Below are 17,650 nucleotides of genomic sequence, written 5' to 3'. Positions count from 1 at the left end.
CCGTCCCCCTCCACCATTATTTATCTCATAAGAGATCGAAAAGCCAATTCAGAAATGAGTTGGCTTTTTTTGTGCCTGTAATACCTACCTATCAATTATCCTCCGCAATTATCTGAATAACTATTGGTATAAATTTTATCCTTAAATACCCCTTGCCAAAATAACTGTATAAATATACAGTTACTCTGTTTTATTAAATATAGAAATAGAGGCATTACAATGCACATTGCACAAGTTCAAAAGCAGCAAGAACCGTCACAATGGAAAACATGTAGCTTATGTAATAAAGAGGCTTTTTGTCATCCTTCTACTAGCGTCACAATGGCTTGGATAAAAGCAGGTTTAGGTCAACAAAAATGTACGTGGCGCTGTGAGACATGCCAGCCAAGTGCTAGATTATTAAACTAAACTTACATGATTTAATGCCAAATAATGTTAGTATCATGATATTAAAGATCCTCGCTCAACTAGGATTGACTATATTTATAAGGACTTGATAACCCAATGAAAGTAATCTCATTTAATATTAAATAACTATTTAATATATTTACTTTCAAATAGTTACATAGAATACACCATTAAATTGTCACAAGAATGACTACACCTTAAAACCCTTAAGCTTCTTCTACAAAAAAGCCCCTATCACTTAGGGGCTTTATGCAATTCAAGATCTTTTTTACACTCATTTCACCAATTAACCTAATGATGTACTGAACTAAGTCCTTTGTATCACATTCAAAAAATGACTACAAAATGACTCAAAAAAATACCTTTATATTGAATTATATGTTTATATATACAGTAAAGAGAAAAGATAAGTCATTGTAATATAAGAAATCGATTTAAAATCAAAAGGTTAATATTCTAATGAAAGTAATAAGCTTTAATATAATCCATACATAAAAAGCCAATATTTTCAATTGGTTAAAAAGGAAAGTGAATATTATTGTCACAAGAATGACTACACCTTAAACTTCTTACACAAAAAAGCCCCTCTAGTTAGGGGCTTTTTTATAGGTGCTTTTACTATTCGCGTATTACAGTTAACTCACTCAAAATACCCACTCGCTCTTCGGGTATTACCCAAGCAGTCAAAGTCGATAATAATGATAGAGTACCTCGACGCAAAGAAGCTACGTTTAGCTCTAAATTTTCAAAAACTCGCGACTCTTCAGCTAGTTCACGCCCTTGAAAACACATACTTAATGTCGAATCTACTTTTAGACCTGAGTCTAGCGCTGATACGAATTTGTCCTTAACATAATCAAAGCCAAATTCCTTAATTAGGAATATCATGATTTGCTCAAAACACACGAAAGACTCTGTCAATTTTTCAGAGTGCACTGACACATTCTCATCCTGAGCTAAAGCCTTTAAAAAACGTTTATCTCCCGTAAACATGCTCGATTCATCACGTTCAATCATTGTTTGTAAAAGCTGCATTTCTCCGACATCTAAGCCACCATCGGAAACAGCCATCGCTTCAAGCAAGGCACTATCCGTAATTTCACAATCAATTTCCGTTACAGCTGTATCGATAAAGTGCTCGATTCTATTTATAACCTCAGCGGTATGCTTTCTTTCTTGTCTTACTCGCTTACTTGCCTGAACCGGACAAAATTTGAATCGTAGCGTATTTAAAACTTCTAGATCTCCATACCTATCATTAAGCAATGAAGTCGCATTATTTAGCAAATCAAGTTGAGCCAACTTATAGACGATGTCGTTATCAATTAGTAATGTCAAAGTTAGTCCTCAATATTCATTAGGTTGAATAAAAAATCTAACTCATCTTCGTCCACTTCGAATTCATCAATATTTTGTAAAAATAGTTCTTTTAACTCGTCTTGCCATGTTAGCTGCGGGTAGAGCAAATTAAGTGCTTTGTTTGCCACACCCCAATTCTTGGTCGTATGTCCCCAATTCAAGGCAATATGACCAGGGTCAATATTTCGTTCTTCACCCTTTAACTTTGCTGCTTGCGCTAATGCTTCACCTGTTAAACGAGTTCTTGAATGAAACCGAGTTCCTCCGTCTCCAGTTAAGAGAGCTAATGCAAAGCTATTTGCCTCCATTTCTTGTTGGTCAATCTCATCGCTTTCGTTAATCGACTCATCAATAATCGCTTGCCCATTACCTAAGTGGCCAGAAAATATATGCCCCATCTCATGAGCTAGCAAAAACAATAACGCACTTTCGTGCTTATGTTTTTTTGTTATCGCAATGACTGGTCTACCGTTCACGTCTTGGACAACAGCATCCATTTTTTTAGACGTAGGTAGATCCGGCAAAAATAGAACTGGAACACCTTTACTCCAGCAATATTGAGCTAATGAGTATAAATTTACACAAGAATAGCCATTCCCTAGGATTTGTTCTCGAATTACAGACGGGTCCGAAAAGAGCTCATAATCACTAACAGCTATTTTTTCTGCTGTTCTTGATACCGAATGAACTAAACCTGTAGCCGCCAAAAGATCGTTAACAGCTTTATTGCCAGCCTTTCTATAGCAAGCTGAAACATCCTTAAATTTTAATTCTGCATTGGTGTCTAAAACTGATTTGATATCTAAATTAAGCGATTTAGATATTGACAGAATAGCTTGCTGCGTCGCACCGGCTGAAGATGTTAACGAATTATCCCACCAATAAGGAGTTACTTTCGCTAACTTGGTATCCAGTCTTTTAAGACGTGTAATAAAATCTTTCATAGGATTTTGCTTTTTAGTCATAAAAACCTCCTATACATATATAATTTGGAGCGGCTCACAACATAAATGAAAAAAACATTCATCAATGATGATTCCCTCCCACATAACGCCTGCATAACACGTTTACTATCATACAGATCAACCCTAAATTTACCACTTAATACGGAAAATCCAAAGATAACCTAGAATGCCGAATGTAGCAAATCGTGTTGATACATTTGTATGTTCATTTTACAAAGTATTTTTTGCAGTAGATTTCTCATTTGTGTACCAACAGTTGAAGTTAATACTCTTGTATCTGTCTTACTAGAATCTCTATCTACTACCGACTTAATTTAAATCACTCAAATCACAGTATTTGATTACATTCTAATTCTAACTCACTCGCAACTATCTCTCTTATTCCTAATTGAGCTTTTACACATTCGCTCATTAACGTTTATCGTTACTTCATGCAAGTGATTGCCTTAAGGCATCAAGCACATATCTTTGGAGCCTTCGCTTGCGTTCCTCGCCGAGGGGGTTACACTCCTCGGCATTTTCAGCTTTGTTCTTTTAATAACTCATACTCATATTCCCCACATTCAAACTTAAATCCGTGCCCTTCTCGCTCTTTGCTTTATCGATAGTGACTGGCTTATCTGATTTGATAGTAAGTGCCACTTCAGCTTGGCTTTTTAGTGTTTGGTTGGTTAATGGGGTCGATTTTGACATCGGAATAATGTTATTTGAAAAGCCTTGTTTTGGTTGGTTGTGGTATGACGTTGCAATGGTTTGGGTTTGACTTTCTGTGGTTGTGATACCTAGCTTCGTATTCTTATCTTTCATCTTACTCAGTTTGGTGCTGAGTTTATCCACTTCTTTCCCTGCATCTTCTACTGAGGTTTTCCAACCATCAGGAATGAGTGCATCCGGCAGCATGTTTATCATGGATTTAATCCCATCCCATACCCAACCAATGGCTTGATTCACCGCTTTTAATATCACATCAAAACCAATGAACTTATCAATCAAGTAAGTAATGGCGATAGCTGCGGCACCAATCGCCGCCACCATTAGTCCAATAGGGTTGGCCATGATGACAGCATTTAATGCAATCAGTGCCACTTTAAAAATGGCCACCGTCGCAATAATCCCTTTAAAGTGTTGAGAGGTGAACAAAATAATATTGCCTAAGAACTTAAAGCTCTCATAAAGACCATTAACCGTTTTAATGATTTTCTCAATTAAGTCCGTGCGCCATTTGACGTTCTTAAACTTAGTAGAGAACGCCGTAAATGCTTCGGTAATTCTCTGCATCACTGGTGCAAGAGCGGCGAATTTGATAGAACGAATACTCTCTTGCACTTTTTGCAAAGCATCGTTATACGCTTCAGCCTTGGCAGCATCATCAGCTTTCGCTCCACCGCCTAGTGCATTGAGCTCTTTTCGAGCCGCCCCTAGTCCTTCCGTTCCTTCACGAAGCATGATTAACATTTTACGGCCATCTTGACCAAAGGCCGCATCCGCAAACGCCATTTGCTCTTGAGTGGTTTTTAGTTTTGAAAATGACACCAGTAATTTGTCGTATGCATCTTGGGTATCTTCGGCACTTTGCAGCTCTCGATACAACGGGCTTTTCCCATTTTTCAAAAATGAGCCCATTGCACCTCGACCTGTTTCTTGCAGCACACCAAGGCGTTTTGTAAATCGCACCATGGAAGCACTCAAGGTATCAGAGCTCACCCCTGCATGCTCTGCTTGTGATTGCATGGCTTGCAACTCTGAAATCGGTAGATTCAAGGTGTTTGAGGTTTTGGCCAGCTTATCCATTTCAGAGGCGGTGCTGTTTATCTCATTAAATAGTCCGCCCATGCTCAAACCACCAAGTAACGCCGCCCCTTTGCCAACCGCTGCGGTGCGAAGGTTTGGCAACTTGATGGCTTTACTAAGTTTTTGAATAGGTGCCATGGCGGTTTTCAATCGCTTGTATTTTTTACTCACCTCATCCACACGCTTTGCATGACTCATTTGGCTTTTCGATAAACGCTCAAACTCTTTATCCAGTTTATTAACGTTCACCCCTGCTTTTTGCATCTGCTTGCTTGTACTTTTAAGCGTCGCTTCGTATTTATTTTGTTTCGCAGAGAGCGTGGCCACTTTCTCGGTTTGTTTTGCCAACCGATTCGTCAATGCGGCACTTGGCTCTTTTGTGCTCGCCATTTGGGCTTGAAGTTTATTTAATTTCTCAGTGGCTTCTTCACTTTCAAGCGCGTTCTTATCCAACTCTTTTTGAATTTTTTGATAAGAGGCGATCATCGCCATGGCGCTTGAATCGTCTTTTTGTGCCTCTTGAATGCTTTTTATTTTCTTAGCGTAATGATCTGAATCGCTGCTCATCTCTTTTAATGGCTTGGTGGTTTTGTTCACCATGTCCATGACGACTGACAAATTCATTTTCATAAACAATCCCTTTCTTTGGGTATAAAAAAAGAGAGCTAAGGGCTCTCTTTCTCGGTTCGAACTCGCGCCTCTTCTCGAAATAAAAGTAAATCATCAAGACTGAGTTCATCGATTTCACTGGGTTGCCAATGAAACACTATAGCGAGGTCTGCATAATAGGTTTCTACTCGCTCAATTAGTGTTTCGTATCCACGAAAAAAGAGGCAATTTCCGTCATGATGGGCGCAAAGTTTTCACTCTCCATATTCAAGATGTCACGCTCATTGAGTTTAGAAATACGAGGAAGTAACACGGTGGCTGCATCAAAGTGCATTTCACACACTTGAACCAAATTCAGACCACGTAAATCCCCTGCCGTTGGTTTGCGAAGCTCTAACTCTGCCACTTCTTTTCCATCCACCTCCATGGGTATGGCTAATTTCACTTTGAATAGCTGTTTATTCATAACCGAACTCTTCTCTTAATTCTTTCAATTTGGTTTTACGTCCGCCTTTTTTAGGGTCGATTTTCATGACCATTTCAAACAAGACCAACGCCTCTTTGTTATTGCCTGCTTCCAACAATAAATCACCGGCAAGACGAAACATTTTCACCTTCAATGGGGCATTGGTGGCTAATCGTCCTTCAATCAAATCGGTGACAGCATCACGTAAAAACTGAGCATTAAATGATTGTTTGGTTTTATGGGCTTCATGCGAGTATTTAAACACCACATCTAAAAACGCCGTTTGACCATTCGAGTTCCAACTTAACGGCGTGGTGAGTCCTTTAAATATCGCCTGTTTAAATGCATCATGAACCGATAGCAATAAACCGCAATCCACTTGCCATTGATAGAACCACCAAACCACATCCAATCCATCAAGACTTTCGTGCGACTTAAGCAGCTTATTCACCAACGGAGTGTATTTTTTAACAAGCTCTTTTTTATATGGAATTTTCTCTTGTGAGCCAGCTAAGGTTCGTGAGTATTTCAAATCGGTTTTTAAGATGTGTTGCACTTCATCCCATGATTTATGCTCAAGTACATCACGATCACCAGTTGCAACCATCGCAGGAATATTAGGCGCACTCTCTTGTTCAACTTTCATCGCTTGCGCTTTTCTTGCTTTGGCTTGTCGCTTTAATAATAACGTTAACATTCCAACCCCTTTTCACTTATTGTGGGATTAATTCCGTACCCAAAAACAGCACTTCAAGTTGGCCATCTTTGATATTAAGCTCTAACGATTCACTCACCCACGCATCCATCAAGGTGTAGCTTTTTCCACTGTTGGTATTGAGTGTGATGTTTTCGCCTGTAAAGTTTTTGATGTTGGTTTCATCGGTAGTCTTAGCATGCGCAATGGTTGCTTTGATAAAAGGTGCACCTTCGAACTCTTCACTAAATCCAAGAACGCCTGAATCGCCCATGACCGCTTCACGTTTTACGCCCCCAAAGTTAATGGTTGCCCCTTCTTTAGTCGGTAAGCGTCCCAATGAGCCGGCATCTAAAAAACCACGACTGGTTATTGTTGTACTCATAAATGACTCCCAATCATTCTGTTACTTTCTAAATTGAATTTTACCTGCCGTAATGATCAAGCCATTGACGAACTGCGGACTGTCTAGGTAGTTAATGCGTGTTTTGTTATTTTCATCTAACTCAACAATCAAGGTTTTTTTATACCCTTCAAAATCTTGAACTATTCCTTGATACTCCAAGCTTTTATACAAAGTAAGTAATTCCCCTTTGATAATGCTTGGGGTCACAATCGCTTGTCCTGGAGCAAAGCTCGTTCCCTCTTTGGCTAATTTATGACGACCAAATTTACTTTGAATGAGTGAGCGTTGCTTCTCACGAAAATACATGGCGGTAGCCGGTGTCATCACATCCAGATAACTGTCATCCGCCGTCCCTGCTGCATTTTCTGTATAGGCGGTAACTGGTCGCTCAACTTGCACTTCTTTGGTTGAGGTAACGGTGTAGGTTCCCATCCCTTCATGCAGCAATAAATTGCGCTCACTCCAATCAAATTCACTGGTAGCAATGGAATACACCCCATTCATTTTTAGGGTTTGAAGTGGTCGGCATGGATCATTTGCCAATGAAGGTGCGACTTGACCTGCCCATGCTGCCACCGCTTCTGCATCCGATAATGGCTTATTTGATGAATCCGCTAACTCATTAATCGACATAAAACTTATCAATGGACAATTGGACATTGCGCCATAAGTAATAAGCTCGGCGTGCGTGCCTTTTTTTGGAAGATAAGCAATGCCCGGGATCATTTCTAATGCCTTATAGCGTTCATTTAAAAACGTCCCTAAATCACGTACGGTGGTTTCATCATTGAGTGAGCAAAGAATATGATGATATTGCGTATCCCCAAGAGCTGCCAAAGCGCTTGCCGTATCGGCAGCTTCAACACTCACCGCATACACTGGCATGCTTTCATCTTGCTTTCGAAAATACTTCAGCATGCTTGTGATATCCGACTCACCAAACTGCTCACGTGCAGAATCTTCATTCATACACAACACAACCGTATTGGGTGACACCGCCGCACCAGTCACAGCATTACCAATCACAAGCAGTTTTTGCAGCTCTTCTGCACTATTAGCAAGGCTGTTATCAATTTCAATGTACACACCCGGAACGCGAGCATTGTTCGGCACTTCTGAAAAACTGATACTCATGATGTTTGCTCCTTCTTCGGCTCAATAACAATGGCTGAACCCTCTTTAATTCGGCGTAGCCAATAGGTGTTTCGAGGTTTTGTTTCACCAACCGTTTTTAACGGTACTCGGGTTAATGGATCACGTACTAGCAATCCCTTTTTCGGTTTAATTTTGATAGTGCGCATTTAACTCTCCACGCCTGCTGTAAATTGCTCTGCCACCATGGCAAGCAACTCTCGCTCAAGGGCAGGTGTCCAACCAATAAAGGTTCGTTTTGGCATTTGGTAAAACTGTTTAACTTTGGTTCCGCCTTCCCATCGACTGGTTCGAGAGTTGTAATACCCTTTCGCTCTTGTCGTAAATGAAAGCGTTCTCCCCTCATTGTGATCACGTGCCATGTTGCCAACCACACCAGCAAGCCCCACTTCAAACCCCTTATCATTCACTTGGGTTTTCAATGCTCGGCTAAATCCCATCAACATGTTTTTGTTATCTTTAGCTTTATGAGTTTTGCTATCGAGTGTGATTTTTCTTCGGGCTCGTTTTTGATAACTTCGCCCTTCAATGTCTCGTTGCAGCCGTATTTGAGAGCGAAAGTATTGTCGTGAGCGATTGGCTAATCGCCGATTCAAATCAAACTGTTCAGCTTCGCTTAATAGCAAACCATCAATGATGCTCGTAAGCTGCTCGGGACTACTTAACTGCATGATGGAAAGTCATGTTCATGACCACCAATAAACTCTAATGGCGGTAATTCATCTTCACTTAATGTACGAGTGAAGTTACTGACACACTCATATCGCGTTTCATTTTGTAACCAATTACCTTGTGCGTTTTCATTTAGTGAATAGCTTTCTTGAATATCCACTTTAAGTTTGATGTCGCATTTACCGTTATCCAGTAACTCGGCCGCAAAGGATGGCGGTGCCAAGCCTTTTTCTTCTCGTTGGATATCAAAGTTGTTTAACCATGACACCAGATGCATCATCAATATCTGTGGCTCGATATCGACGCCCACCATATTGACGTTCACGGTGTAGGTAATATCAAAGCCATCCACGAGTTGGCCTTGCGTACAAACTAACTCCCCATCCTCTGCCCATACATCAAAACTATGAGCATTAAGCACATGATGAGAAAATAACTCCGTAATACTTTGCAGCGCTTTCATCACACCACCTCAAAGCGATAGGTTTCTTCGCCATTAAGTAATAAATCCATAGCACGGCGATATTGCACTAAACAGTTATCCGCTTTGGCTTGAATGGCGTCTTGTCGCTCTGCCGCTTCTTTGGTGGCGTTCATGCTCAATTGATTTTCAACTAAGAAGTTCGCCGTCATTGCAAACACCGCTTGTTTATACAAGGTGCTTCCCGTATCAGTTTCACCAAAGCGCTCCACTGACAACGCATCCAAGTTATCAAACTCTGCCATGGTATCGAGCAGCTCTCGATGAATAGTGACTCTGGCCACCGTGGCATGATGTAAAATCCCCGCCTCTGTTTCATTACTCAAAAAATGAAACACAAGCTGAAACTCTGAAATTTTAAGCTCGGGGTATTGCTCTGTTGCAGGCAATACCGCGTCATACACTTCATTTTTATTGCCAACAAATTCCATATTTGCCTCTTAGGTGCAGGCTTCACACTGACTAATAACAACATATCAATAGGTTGATAAAGCAGTGATCGCCTGCATGGGTTGGTGTTCAGTTATGCGCGGTTATACCCACGCGCCATCAATCCACAGTTTCACATGGTCAAACTCAAGCGCGGCCGCTTTTGGTAATTGTTCAACCACATAAGCCATGTTCATTGATTCAAAGTTTTCAATTTGATCAAGACGGTCATTCTTCTTCGCCAATGAGCGGCGAATGGAATCTTTTTGAATGTACAAAGATAGGTTTTTAAAGCTAGTAACCAAGATGGCCGTTGGTGGGAACGATGGCGGGCAAAACGCCGCTAAACCGCCATACGTACCAATCACTTGCATGTCTTCAATGTGCGCTTTTTCTGTTGGGGTATTACCATGCGCGGCATAGAACTTGGCTTTATCATAAGAAAGTAAATCAGAGCCAACCAACGCCACTAAATCCGAGGCATTAGCGCACGCATCATGCAATAAACCCTTCACATTCATTACGGCTAGATCAAGGTTAATAAAGTCCCCTTTGCCTGCCGTTTCATCGCCCTCACCCAAACGAATTTCACCCGTTGTTTTACCTTCAACAAGCATGGCATCAGCGTTATTATCACGAATGGCTTGGAACCATCCTTTACACACATCTTCCCCATTTGGGTTTGCCGTAGGATCAGTATCCGCTTCACAAGATGTGCCATAGAAACCGATGGTTACTTTGTTCATATCAATCTGCTCACGAGTTTGAGAATTGATAAGTTTGTTAAAATTCTTCAGATGAGCAAAGGCATCCAATTGATCGTAACGAATGTGTGAATCAAAGTTCACTTGCTCACACAGGTACGGCATCGGCTCCATGTTATAAACAGCTTTGGTTTTACGCTCATTGCCTGTTTTGGTGTTGGTACGGCTGGCAATCATGCCGGTTACCCCAAGTCCAATCGCTTCACCTTTTTGGTTTGCCACAGGCACAATATTAATCTTGCCAAGAAACCAGTTACTCTCACGAATTTGAGCAACAATCTTTTGTGTGGCATTAGGGGTCACACTGAATTTTTCAGTGACATCCTCAACACCATTTTGTTTTGCGGCGGCTTTTTTATAGCCCTCTATCGCCAGTTTTGTTTTTTCTTGCATAATAAAATCCAGTTAAATAAATAGATTAAGAAGAAGGAAAAGCGAGATAAGCCAACGCTTATAAATACATTTCTTCGCTGTCTTCCCCTGCCAATTGTCGAGGGGTTTCATCCGTGATAGAGCTCAGTTTTGTCACCACATCATCAAGTTTGCTTGATAGGGCTTCGACCTGAGTGGCTAACTCGGTTTGCTCTTCTTGCTCGGGCTCAGTCTCTTGAGGAAGGGTTTCTTTAATCGTTGCAGTTAAGCTTGTCACTTGACCTGTTAACGCCGTTATCTGCGCGGTTTGTGCTTGTAATAGCGCTTTTAGTTCTTCATTCATGTAATCGTTCTCTTCTTCTGGTGGATCGGATGGCTCATCATGCGAGCGAAATAATTGAATAAGTCGAGATAACAATTTTTTGTCATCTTGAGTAGTTGGCTCTTCGGCCTCGATGAGCTCTTTTCCTACAGTAGCCCCTGAGCTCAAATAGACCTTGCCCTTGTTTTTCTCTTTCGAGTTGGCTGATAAATGCATTTCAGTGGTGCCAAGCGATGCTGGCTCATCCGTTAATGCCAAGCCGGTTAAATAACTTTTTCCCGTGTTGGCAAAATTAGGCGTAATCTCACAAGAGGTATGCAGAAGTTGACCTTTCTCAACCGTGCTCAATAACAATGAATTGGGTTTTAAAACACCCCACAATTCATCCCCTCTTTTTTCCACCGATAACACCGAGCCAAACTTTTCACCCCACGCCCAATGCTCTTCATTGATGCGTGCGTTATAGCGTTTTGGGTCATACAGCTCGACAATATCGTCAATCACCTTTTGCTCGATAAACCGACCATCGACGGTTTCACCTGCGGTTAAAATACAAATGGGCTCTGATTGAAACATGCTGCTCTCTCCTGTGATTTCTGATTTTAATTTATCGAAATCCTGCCTCTTTTTGTATTCATCCCAATCCTAGAATGTGCATCTAGAACATGGACTTACTGAGGGATTAATTTGGTTATTGCACACTGTAATAATGAAAATGAGTCCGACTGCACCACTTGAAAAACCACTCTATACCCAAGCGCAAACTCATGCGCTTGGGTATTACTTACGCCAGTACAAAACCGCAGAAATTGCCGAGGCACTGGAACTGGCTCCTCGCACTATCCAACAATGGATCTCAAAATTTAAATGGAAGCAAATGCGTGATGACGCTCCTGTTGAATTGATACTCAGACAACGAATTGCGTATTTGATGTGGGTAGACCAAAAACACGAGTCACAGCTCAAAGAGCTTGAAATGCTACTTGAGCAAAAATACAAACGTGACGCAGCTGAACGACGCAGAAACAAAAGTCAAAAATCAGAAAGTGGCTCAGAGAAAAAACGCGGTAGACCAAGCAACAAAAGCAAAAATGATGTTTCAGGCATCACCGCTGAAATGCTTTCTGAGTATTACGAGAAAAAATACTTCCAATATCAAAAAGACATTCATGCTCATAAGTGTGATGACACCATCAACGAACAACGCTTTTATTTAAAATCGCGTCAAATTGGTTTGAGTGATTATTTCTCGTTTGAAGCGTTTGAAGATGCGGTGTTAACCGGTGACAATCAGGTCTTTATTTCCGCCTCGCGTAAACAGGCTGAGATTTTCAAAAACTACATTCGCAAATTTGCGCTTGAGATTGGGGGTATTGAACTCAAAGGCAAAGACAGCATCATTCTCAGCAATGGCGCTGAGTTGCATTTCATGTCCACAAACATTTTCACAAGCCAAGGCTTTAACGGTCATATGTATTATGACGAAGTGTTTTGGATCCCAAGCTTTCAAAAACTCGATGATTACGCAGGCGGCATGTCCATCCAAGCGCAATATCGAACCACGTATTTATCGACCCCATCTACAACCGCACACGAAGCGTATCCAAAATGGTCTGGAGCCAAAGAGCTTAATATCGATATCAGCCATAAAGCATTAAAAAATGGCTCACTTGGTGGCGATGGTATTTTCCGTCAAATAATCACTGTGGATGATGCGATTGAGCGCGGCGCGACGTTCTTCAACATGGATAAATTACATCGTAAATATCCTGATAAATCCGTGTTTGATAATTTGCTTCGTTGTGTGTTCTTAGATGACTCTTCATCGTTCTTTAGCATTAAAGCGCTACTGGCTTGTAAAACGGATACCAGTCAATGGAGTGATGTGAATTTTGAAGCGCTTCACCCTGTTGGTCGTCGAGAGGTATTGGTTGGTTATGATCCAAGAGGTGGCGGTCAAGGTGAAGGCTCGGATGATGCAGGCTTGGTGGTCGCACTCAAACCCATCATTAAAGGCGGTACTTTCCGAGTTATTGAACGCGTTCGCTTAAAAGGCTCAAGCTATGAAGATCAAGCCACCGCCATTGAAGCCATTTGCAAAAAGTACAACGTGGTCTATTTGGCCATTGATGTTGGCGGTGTGGGCTCGGCCGTTGCTGAATTAGTGAGAAAGTTTTATCCAGGACTCACTACCTTAGATTATTCACCAGAAATGAAACGCATGATGGCCTACAAAGCACGTGAAATTATTAATGCTGGCCGTCTTCAATTTGATGATGAATGGGATGACGTCGTGCATTCATTTTTGATGATAAAACAGCACACCACCAAAATGAGCAACCAAATTACCTTTATCTCAGCACGTAATAAAGTCGGCTCTCACGCTGATTTAGCGTGGGCAACCATGCACGTCTTACATTGGGAGCCTATCGATATTTTACGCGATGACTCAACCACCGTTTCGTTCCTATAAGAGAGGATATTTTGATAACTTTTTCTACCCCTGAAAGCGTAATGACGAGCGATATTCTCAGTTATATGGAAGTCGCTTTAATTGATGGTTTGTATGAGCCACCTATCCCTTTAGATACCTTGGCCAAAGCCGCGCGAGCCAATCCAATGCACGGTTCAGCGTTGTACGTAAAAAGAAACATGGCTTCAAGCTCGGTGAAGTTATCCACGCTACTCAGTAAGCGAGATTTTAAACGCTTCTTGGATGACTTCTTAACCTTTGGTAATGGTTATTTACTTGTGATTAAAAACGCCTTTAAAGAAGTGATTAAATTAAAGCACTTACCTGCTTTATACATGCGGGCACAAGAAACCATCGGTCGCTATACCTATAAGCCAAACGCCTATAACGATGATGGCCGCATTGATTATAAAGACGGTCAGGTTTTTCATTTGAGTGAGTACGATATTTGCCAAGAAATCTACGGCATGCCGCAATACATTGGAGCACTGAGTTCTATCTGGCTCAATGAAGATGCAACCTTGTTTCGTCGTAAGTATTACATTAATGGTGCTCATGCAGGCTACTTGCTTTACATGAACGATCCAAACCTTACCGATAAACAAGAAAAGGAAATTGAAGACAAATTAAGAAAACAAGCAGGCCTTGGTGCCTTTAAGAATTTATTCATTAACGGTAAAGGCAAAGATGGTAAACCGCCAGAACTAACCCCGATTGGACAAGTTGAAGCCAAAGATGCGTTTAAAGATATTAAGGGCATGACTACTAATGATGTGTTGGCCAGTCATCGCATTCCATTGGATTTAATGAGTATTGTTCGTGAAGGTTTTAGTTCTAGCAGTGACTTAAACAAAGTCGATCGCATCTTCTACAAAAACGAGTTAGTGCCGTTACTAGAATCGGTGTGTGAATTGAATGATTTTGTGGGACAAGAAGTTGTGAAAATTAAGGAGTATGAGGGATTAGAATTTGTTGCAGCTTAAAAGAAAACCGAGTTCATGACTCGGTTTCTTTGTGAAGTAACAACTAAAGTTTCTCTAGTAAATCATTATTAAAAATAAATGAAATAATCTTCTGACTCTTTAAAATCAGTATCAGGTGATAACTCTAATAATTTAGTAATATGTTCAGCCTGTAATTCGAAACAACCGTAATCTATCTCAACATTCATTATATCTTCTAGTTTGTCTTTTGATATTTCGATTTCAAACTCAGAACTAAATTCTTCATTTTTCTTATCAAAACCTCTTATTAAATATTTCATTTATTTGTTCTCCTTTTAGGGTCAGATTTTTTGGTTTGCTCGCCAGTTTTATGATCAAACTCTCCAAGATGATTTTGTCCTGTTTTATCATATACTTCTACTTTCCCATGTTGGTAATCCCATTCATATATCCTCCCTTTTTTATCTATCCATCTCTCACGAAGCTTTCCTCCTCCTTGAACTTTAGTTTTTGGTTTTGCAGGCTTCGCTGATGGAAATGCAGGTAGAGGGGGGATTCCTCTAGGCGCAGGAATAAACTTTAAATCCGCCGATGGTTTATTAAAGACCAAATATAAAGGCGGTAACCCTGCATCTACAGGAAACGTAACGATATACTCAACTAATTCGTCTTCTGGGTAAAGTATCGTTCCTAACTCTTGCTTATGCTCTTCTATTGGTCTTACCCATACATCATGAACATCTAAGCCATCATATTCAGGTAACTCTGTACTTGGATCTAGCTTATATTCTTCACCATCAGGAACCCACGTTAGCGTAATACCTTCTTCAAGCTCAATAACAAACTTATCACCATGTCGAACAGCAGCTTTTTTATCTACTCGTCCACCATAAGCATAACCATCACCAGAATGTATTCCTACAACTTGTTCAACACCATTTTCATCTTTGTATAAATTAAAACGAACCGTCACATTTGTCGCGTTTGAAGTATCAAATTGCAAACCACCATCAAGTGTTCCATCTCCTAACTGAGAAGGCCATAGTGCTGTAACGATACCTCCACCTAAACGACCTACACCATTCCCAGATAATACCCAATCACCTATTTTTTTACCTACATTACTACTTAACTTAAATAAGCGTGCAGCACCTTTACTTAAATCATCTAATACATCACTGCTTGCCCCTGCCGTAGTCGATGCAAACATAGCTAGAAATGCCATATCACCAAACTCAGTGGCTTTAGTCTTTGGGTCTATCTTACATACGTTTACTATCGGCGTTCGTTGCGGTATTGCATTATCTTTAATTGCAGGGACTACATTATGACGAAGTTTTGGAGTTGATGATGCTGTGCAGGTGTTATCAAAACTTATAGATTGACCAACACTTTTAATCGTTGCAGCAGGAAGCGTCTCATCTTCTTGCTCACGAGTTAATTTGTCTTCATATTTACTTTGAACGATAGCATTAACATCAAGCAAACAAGCATGTGTATCAAGCCAGTTTGAATTAATATCGTTAAAGTACTCAGACGACATCTTTTGTGGAAGATAAAGTAAATGCTGGCGTGCAATCACTACATTATTAATTTTCCACGGCAGTAAAATAAAGGCATAGTCATGACCCGACACTAATTCATCAGTAAGGGTATCTTTCGTTGAGCAAGTAACTTGAAACGCCCATTTTCCTGAACCTTTTAATTTATATTCATTAACTAGCACATCATCAATAAAATGATAAAAATATCCCTCTGTAGGCCATCCAAGACGTTCGCATACTTGAACCGCAGGCTTAATAGGAACAAAAGACTCAGAATAACTTCCAGAACCTTGTTTAACAGGCTTTACATCATCAAATAAAATTGCATTACCACATGAACAGAAAAATTCACGATAAAGTTTTTTAGGTTCATTAACCTTTATACTTGAAGTAAATAGAGTAAAACCTTCGTCGGTTTGCGTTTTATGCCATGACGATATACTTTCTTCTGCTTTGGTTTTGCCTAAAGAAAAATGACCAATTTGATAAGTATTCAATTCATCTTGAGAGCAAGCTATCTCAATTGAATATTCAAAAGCAGCGATTTTGGATTGTGGCTCTTTGACAGGTTCGTAATGAGGAATATCTGGTTTGGATTCTTTTGCCAATTCTTCATTCCATGGGAAATAAGCGTTTATTATTTTTGTTGTTTTCTTTTCAGTATTATCAGAAAAACACCCTAATTCTTCGTTCCAAACCTTTTCCATATCATCTCTATCGTTACTAAAAACTCCCTTGTAATGATAAATGAAAAGTTCAATGCGTTTTTACTGAAATCCTAGTTGAAATAACTAAAATAATAGACTCATTTTGATATCAACTTTTACGCTTTGGAATAGCGCCACCGCCAAGATACAAGGCAACTGCAGCAAGCACTGGATAACCAAACGCTTCATTTATCATGGTACTAATTGCTCCCCAATCCGCACCGAAAATACAACCGATGATCACAATGGTATGTAAGCCGACATAAGGAAGACAAAAGACCATAACAATGAAGCGTTGAATGAGTTTAAAAGGCTCATACGCTTTTAATAATGCGACTTGTTGATGTGCCTTTTCTTCATCCGTAAATACCAACGCATCACCTGTATTAGCAATTAAATCGAGTCCTTTATTAATGGCTGAATCAGTACCAAAGATTTTGCTAAACAATCCCATCAATTACTCCACTAACTCAAAATGCATTAAGTCATCAAAGCCATTATCTTTGAGCTCATTATCTCTATCCCAATCACCGCCCCAACGAATGACGATACCCATTGATGCACCAACACCAATCACGATGCCTGCAAAATAACTAAAACGCTCACGGTCATCTTCATCATAAGGGAATGGTGTCGCATCAACCGCTTTGCTTGGTACTGAGTTATGTTTGCTATTAGGAAAACGAACTTGAGTATTGCTACTTGGAAGTGCATTTTGTTCGACTTCTGTTCGATGGCCACAAAGAATTGAGCAATCGCATATCTCAAGAACCTTAGTAAACACTTTTTGTAATTGTGGATGGCAGCTCGCTAAACGAGAGGCACTTTGTTTGCTAAATTTATTCATCTTACATCACCTTAAAAGCGGCAAAAGCAATCGCGATTACCGAACCAAAAATTAATCTAACTAACCACGTTCTATCCGATTCGAGCTTGTCTATTCGTTTAGAGTTGGCAACTTGAATCGTTTGGGTTTTCGTTAACGTGATTAACACCTTATTGAGTGTTTTGTTTTGCTCACGCATCAAACTTGCAAGGTTGTTCATTGCGGCATCAATACGTGCAATCTCTTTCTCAGACATGCTTTACTCA

General features: G+C 40.3%; 22 protein-coding genes. 3 read left to right on the top strand and 19 right to left on the bottom strand.

The annotated features are described in order from the left end of the window. The first annotated feature begins 219 nt into the window (after positions 1-219). Positions 220-408, top strand: a complete 189-nt coding sequence (locus GNP81_RS10375) for a hypothetical protein (protein WP_005419840.1) — start codon at positions 220-222, stop codon at positions 406-408. 618 nt (positions 409-1,026) lie between these two features. On the opposite strand, the gene GNP81_RS10370 is transcribed toward GNP81_RS10375, so the two are convergent. From GNP81_RS10370 to GNP81_RS10305, 14 genes are all read right to left on the bottom strand, one after another. Beyond that, positions 1,027-1,746, bottom strand: coding sequence for a hypothetical protein (locus GNP81_RS10370; RefSeq protein ID WP_155674575.1), 720 nt, complete (start codon positions 1,744-1,746; stop codon positions 1,027-1,029). Between the two features lie 2 nt (positions 1,747-1,748). Then, positions 1,749-2,732 carry an ImmA/IrrE family metallo-endopeptidase gene (locus GNP81_RS10365; RefSeq protein WP_155674576.1) on the bottom strand — a complete coding sequence of 328 codons (984 nt, stop codon included), beginning with the start codon at positions 2,730-2,732 and terminating at the stop codon, positions 1,749-1,751. A gap of 534 nt (positions 2,733-3,266) precedes the next feature. Next, positions 3,267-5,153 carry a coiled-coil domain-containing protein gene (locus tag GNP81_RS10360; RefSeq protein WP_155674577.1) on the bottom strand — a complete coding sequence of 629 codons (1,887 nt, stop codon included), beginning with the start codon at positions 5,151-5,153 and terminating at the stop codon, positions 3,267-3,269. Between the two features lie 35 nt (positions 5,154-5,188). Then, positions 5,189-5,293 carry a GpE family phage tail protein gene (locus GNP81_RS10355; protein WP_072055484.1) on the bottom strand — a complete coding sequence of 35 codons (105 nt, stop codon included), beginning with the start codon at positions 5,291-5,293 and terminating at the stop codon, positions 5,189-5,191. Between the two features lie 35 nt (positions 5,294-5,328). Next, positions 5,329-5,598 carry a phage tail assembly protein gene (locus GNP81_RS10350; RefSeq protein ID WP_063658716.1) on the bottom strand — a complete coding sequence of 90 codons (270 nt, stop codon included), beginning with the start codon at positions 5,596-5,598 and terminating at the stop codon, positions 5,329-5,331. Then, positions 5,591-6,295 (bottom strand): phage terminase small subunit, encoded by a 705-nt coding sequence (gene gpM / locus GNP81_RS10345; protein WP_155674578.1) that lies wholly within the window; start codon positions 6,293-6,295, stop codon positions 5,591-5,593. Before gpM ends, GNP81_RS10350 begins: the two co-directional genes overlap by 8 nt. A gap of 16 nt (positions 6,296-6,311) precedes the next feature. Next, positions 6,312-6,677 (bottom strand): phage tail tube protein, encoded by a 366-nt coding sequence (locus GNP81_RS10340; protein WP_063658719.1) that lies wholly within the window; start codon positions 6,675-6,677, stop codon positions 6,312-6,314. Positions 6,678-6,698: 21 nt separating this feature from the next. Then, positions 6,699-7,832, bottom strand: a complete 1,134-nt coding sequence (locus GNP81_RS10335; protein ID WP_155674579.1) for a phage tail sheath subtilisin-like domain-containing protein — start codon at positions 7,830-7,832, stop codon at positions 6,699-6,701. After that, the gene (locus GNP81_RS10330; protein WP_063647469.1) at positions 7,829-7,999 is read right to left on the bottom strand and encodes a DUF2635 domain-containing protein; all 171 of its coding nucleotides are present in this window, start codon (positions 7,997-7,999) and stop codon (positions 7,829-7,831) included. The genes GNP81_RS10335 and GNP81_RS10330 overlap by 4 nt, the downstream gene beginning before the upstream one ends. After that, a complete protein-coding gene (locus tag GNP81_RS10325; RefSeq protein ID WP_065604850.1) occupies positions 8,000-8,521 on the bottom strand; it encodes a phage virion morphogenesis family protein in 522 nt (173 codons plus the stop codon). Then, on the bottom strand, positions 8,512-8,985 hold the full coding sequence (locus GNP81_RS10320; protein WP_155674580.1) for a phage tail protein: 474 nt from the start codon (positions 8,983-8,985) through the stop codon (positions 8,512-8,514). The genes GNP81_RS10325 and GNP81_RS10320 overlap by 10 nt, the downstream gene beginning before the upstream one ends. Next, positions 8,985-9,434, bottom strand: a complete 450-nt coding sequence (locus GNP81_RS10315) for a head completion/stabilization protein (protein ID WP_155674581.1) — start codon at positions 9,432-9,434, stop codon at positions 8,985-8,987. Before GNP81_RS10315 ends, GNP81_RS10320 begins: the two co-directional genes overlap by 1 nt. Positions 9,435-9,536: 102 nt before the next feature. Beyond that, on the bottom strand, positions 9,537-10,589 hold the full coding sequence (locus GNP81_RS10310) for a phage major capsid protein, P2 family (protein ID WP_155674582.1): 1,053 nt from the start codon (positions 10,587-10,589) through the stop codon (positions 9,537-9,539). Positions 10,590-10,647: 58 nt separating this feature from the next. Then, entirely contained in the window at positions 10,648-11,466 is an 819-nt protein-coding gene (locus tag GNP81_RS10305; protein WP_155674583.1) for a GPO family capsid scaffolding protein, read from the bottom strand. Positions 11,467-11,599: 133 nt separating this feature from the next. Here GNP81_RS10305 and GNP81_RS10300 point away from each other — a divergent pair, with 133 nt between their 5' ends. Further along, positions 11,600-13,363, top strand: a complete 1,764-nt coding sequence (locus tag GNP81_RS10300) for a terminase large subunit domain-containing protein (protein ID WP_155674661.1) — start codon at positions 11,600-11,602, stop codon at positions 13,361-13,363. A 41-nt stretch (positions 13,364-13,404) separates the two neighbouring features. Then, positions 13,405-14,346, top strand: coding sequence for a phage portal protein (locus GNP81_RS10295; RefSeq protein WP_155674663.1), 942 nt, complete (start codon positions 13,405-13,407; stop codon positions 14,344-14,346). Between the two features lie 68 nt (positions 14,347-14,414). Here the strand turns inward: GNP81_RS10295 and GNP81_RS10290 are convergent, their stop codons facing one another. From GNP81_RS10290 to GNP81_RS10270, 5 genes are all read right to left on the bottom strand, one after another. After that, positions 14,415-14,627, bottom strand: a complete 213-nt coding sequence (locus GNP81_RS10290; protein ID WP_155674584.1) for a DUF7683 domain-containing protein — start codon at positions 14,625-14,627, stop codon at positions 14,415-14,417. Continuing rightward, positions 14,624-16,558: a colicin E3/pyocin S6 family cytotoxin gene (locus GNP81_RS19395; protein WP_236798285.1), complete on the bottom strand. Its 1,935-nt coding sequence runs from the start codon at positions 16,556-16,558 to the stop codon at positions 14,624-14,626. The genes GNP81_RS10290 and GNP81_RS19395 overlap by 4 nt, the downstream gene beginning before the upstream one ends. Before the next feature lie 109 nt (positions 16,559-16,667). Continuing rightward, positions 16,668-17,012: a hypothetical protein gene (locus tag GNP81_RS10280; RefSeq protein WP_155664530.1), complete on the bottom strand. Its 345-nt coding sequence runs from the start codon at positions 17,010-17,012 to the stop codon at positions 16,668-16,670. Positions 17,013-17,015: 3 nt separating this feature from the next. Beyond that, positions 17,016-17,405 carry a M15 family metallopeptidase domain-containing protein gene (locus tag GNP81_RS10275; protein WP_155674585.1) on the bottom strand — a complete coding sequence of 130 codons (390 nt, stop codon included), beginning with the start codon at positions 17,403-17,405 and terminating at the stop codon, positions 17,016-17,018. Between the two features lies 1 nt (position 17,406). Then, positions 17,407-17,640 (bottom strand): hypothetical protein, encoded by a 234-nt coding sequence (locus GNP81_RS10270; protein WP_063655806.1) that lies wholly within the window; start codon positions 17,638-17,640, stop codon positions 17,407-17,409. Between the last annotated feature and the right edge of the window lie 10 nt (positions 17,641-17,650).

The sequence above is a fragment of the Aliivibrio fischeri genome (assembly GCF_009727955.1).
Classification (GTDB): domain Bacteria; phylum Pseudomonadota; class Gammaproteobacteria; order Enterobacterales; family Vibrionaceae; genus Aliivibrio; species Aliivibrio fischeri_A.
This window is presented reverse-complemented; position numbering and strand designations above follow the sequence as displayed.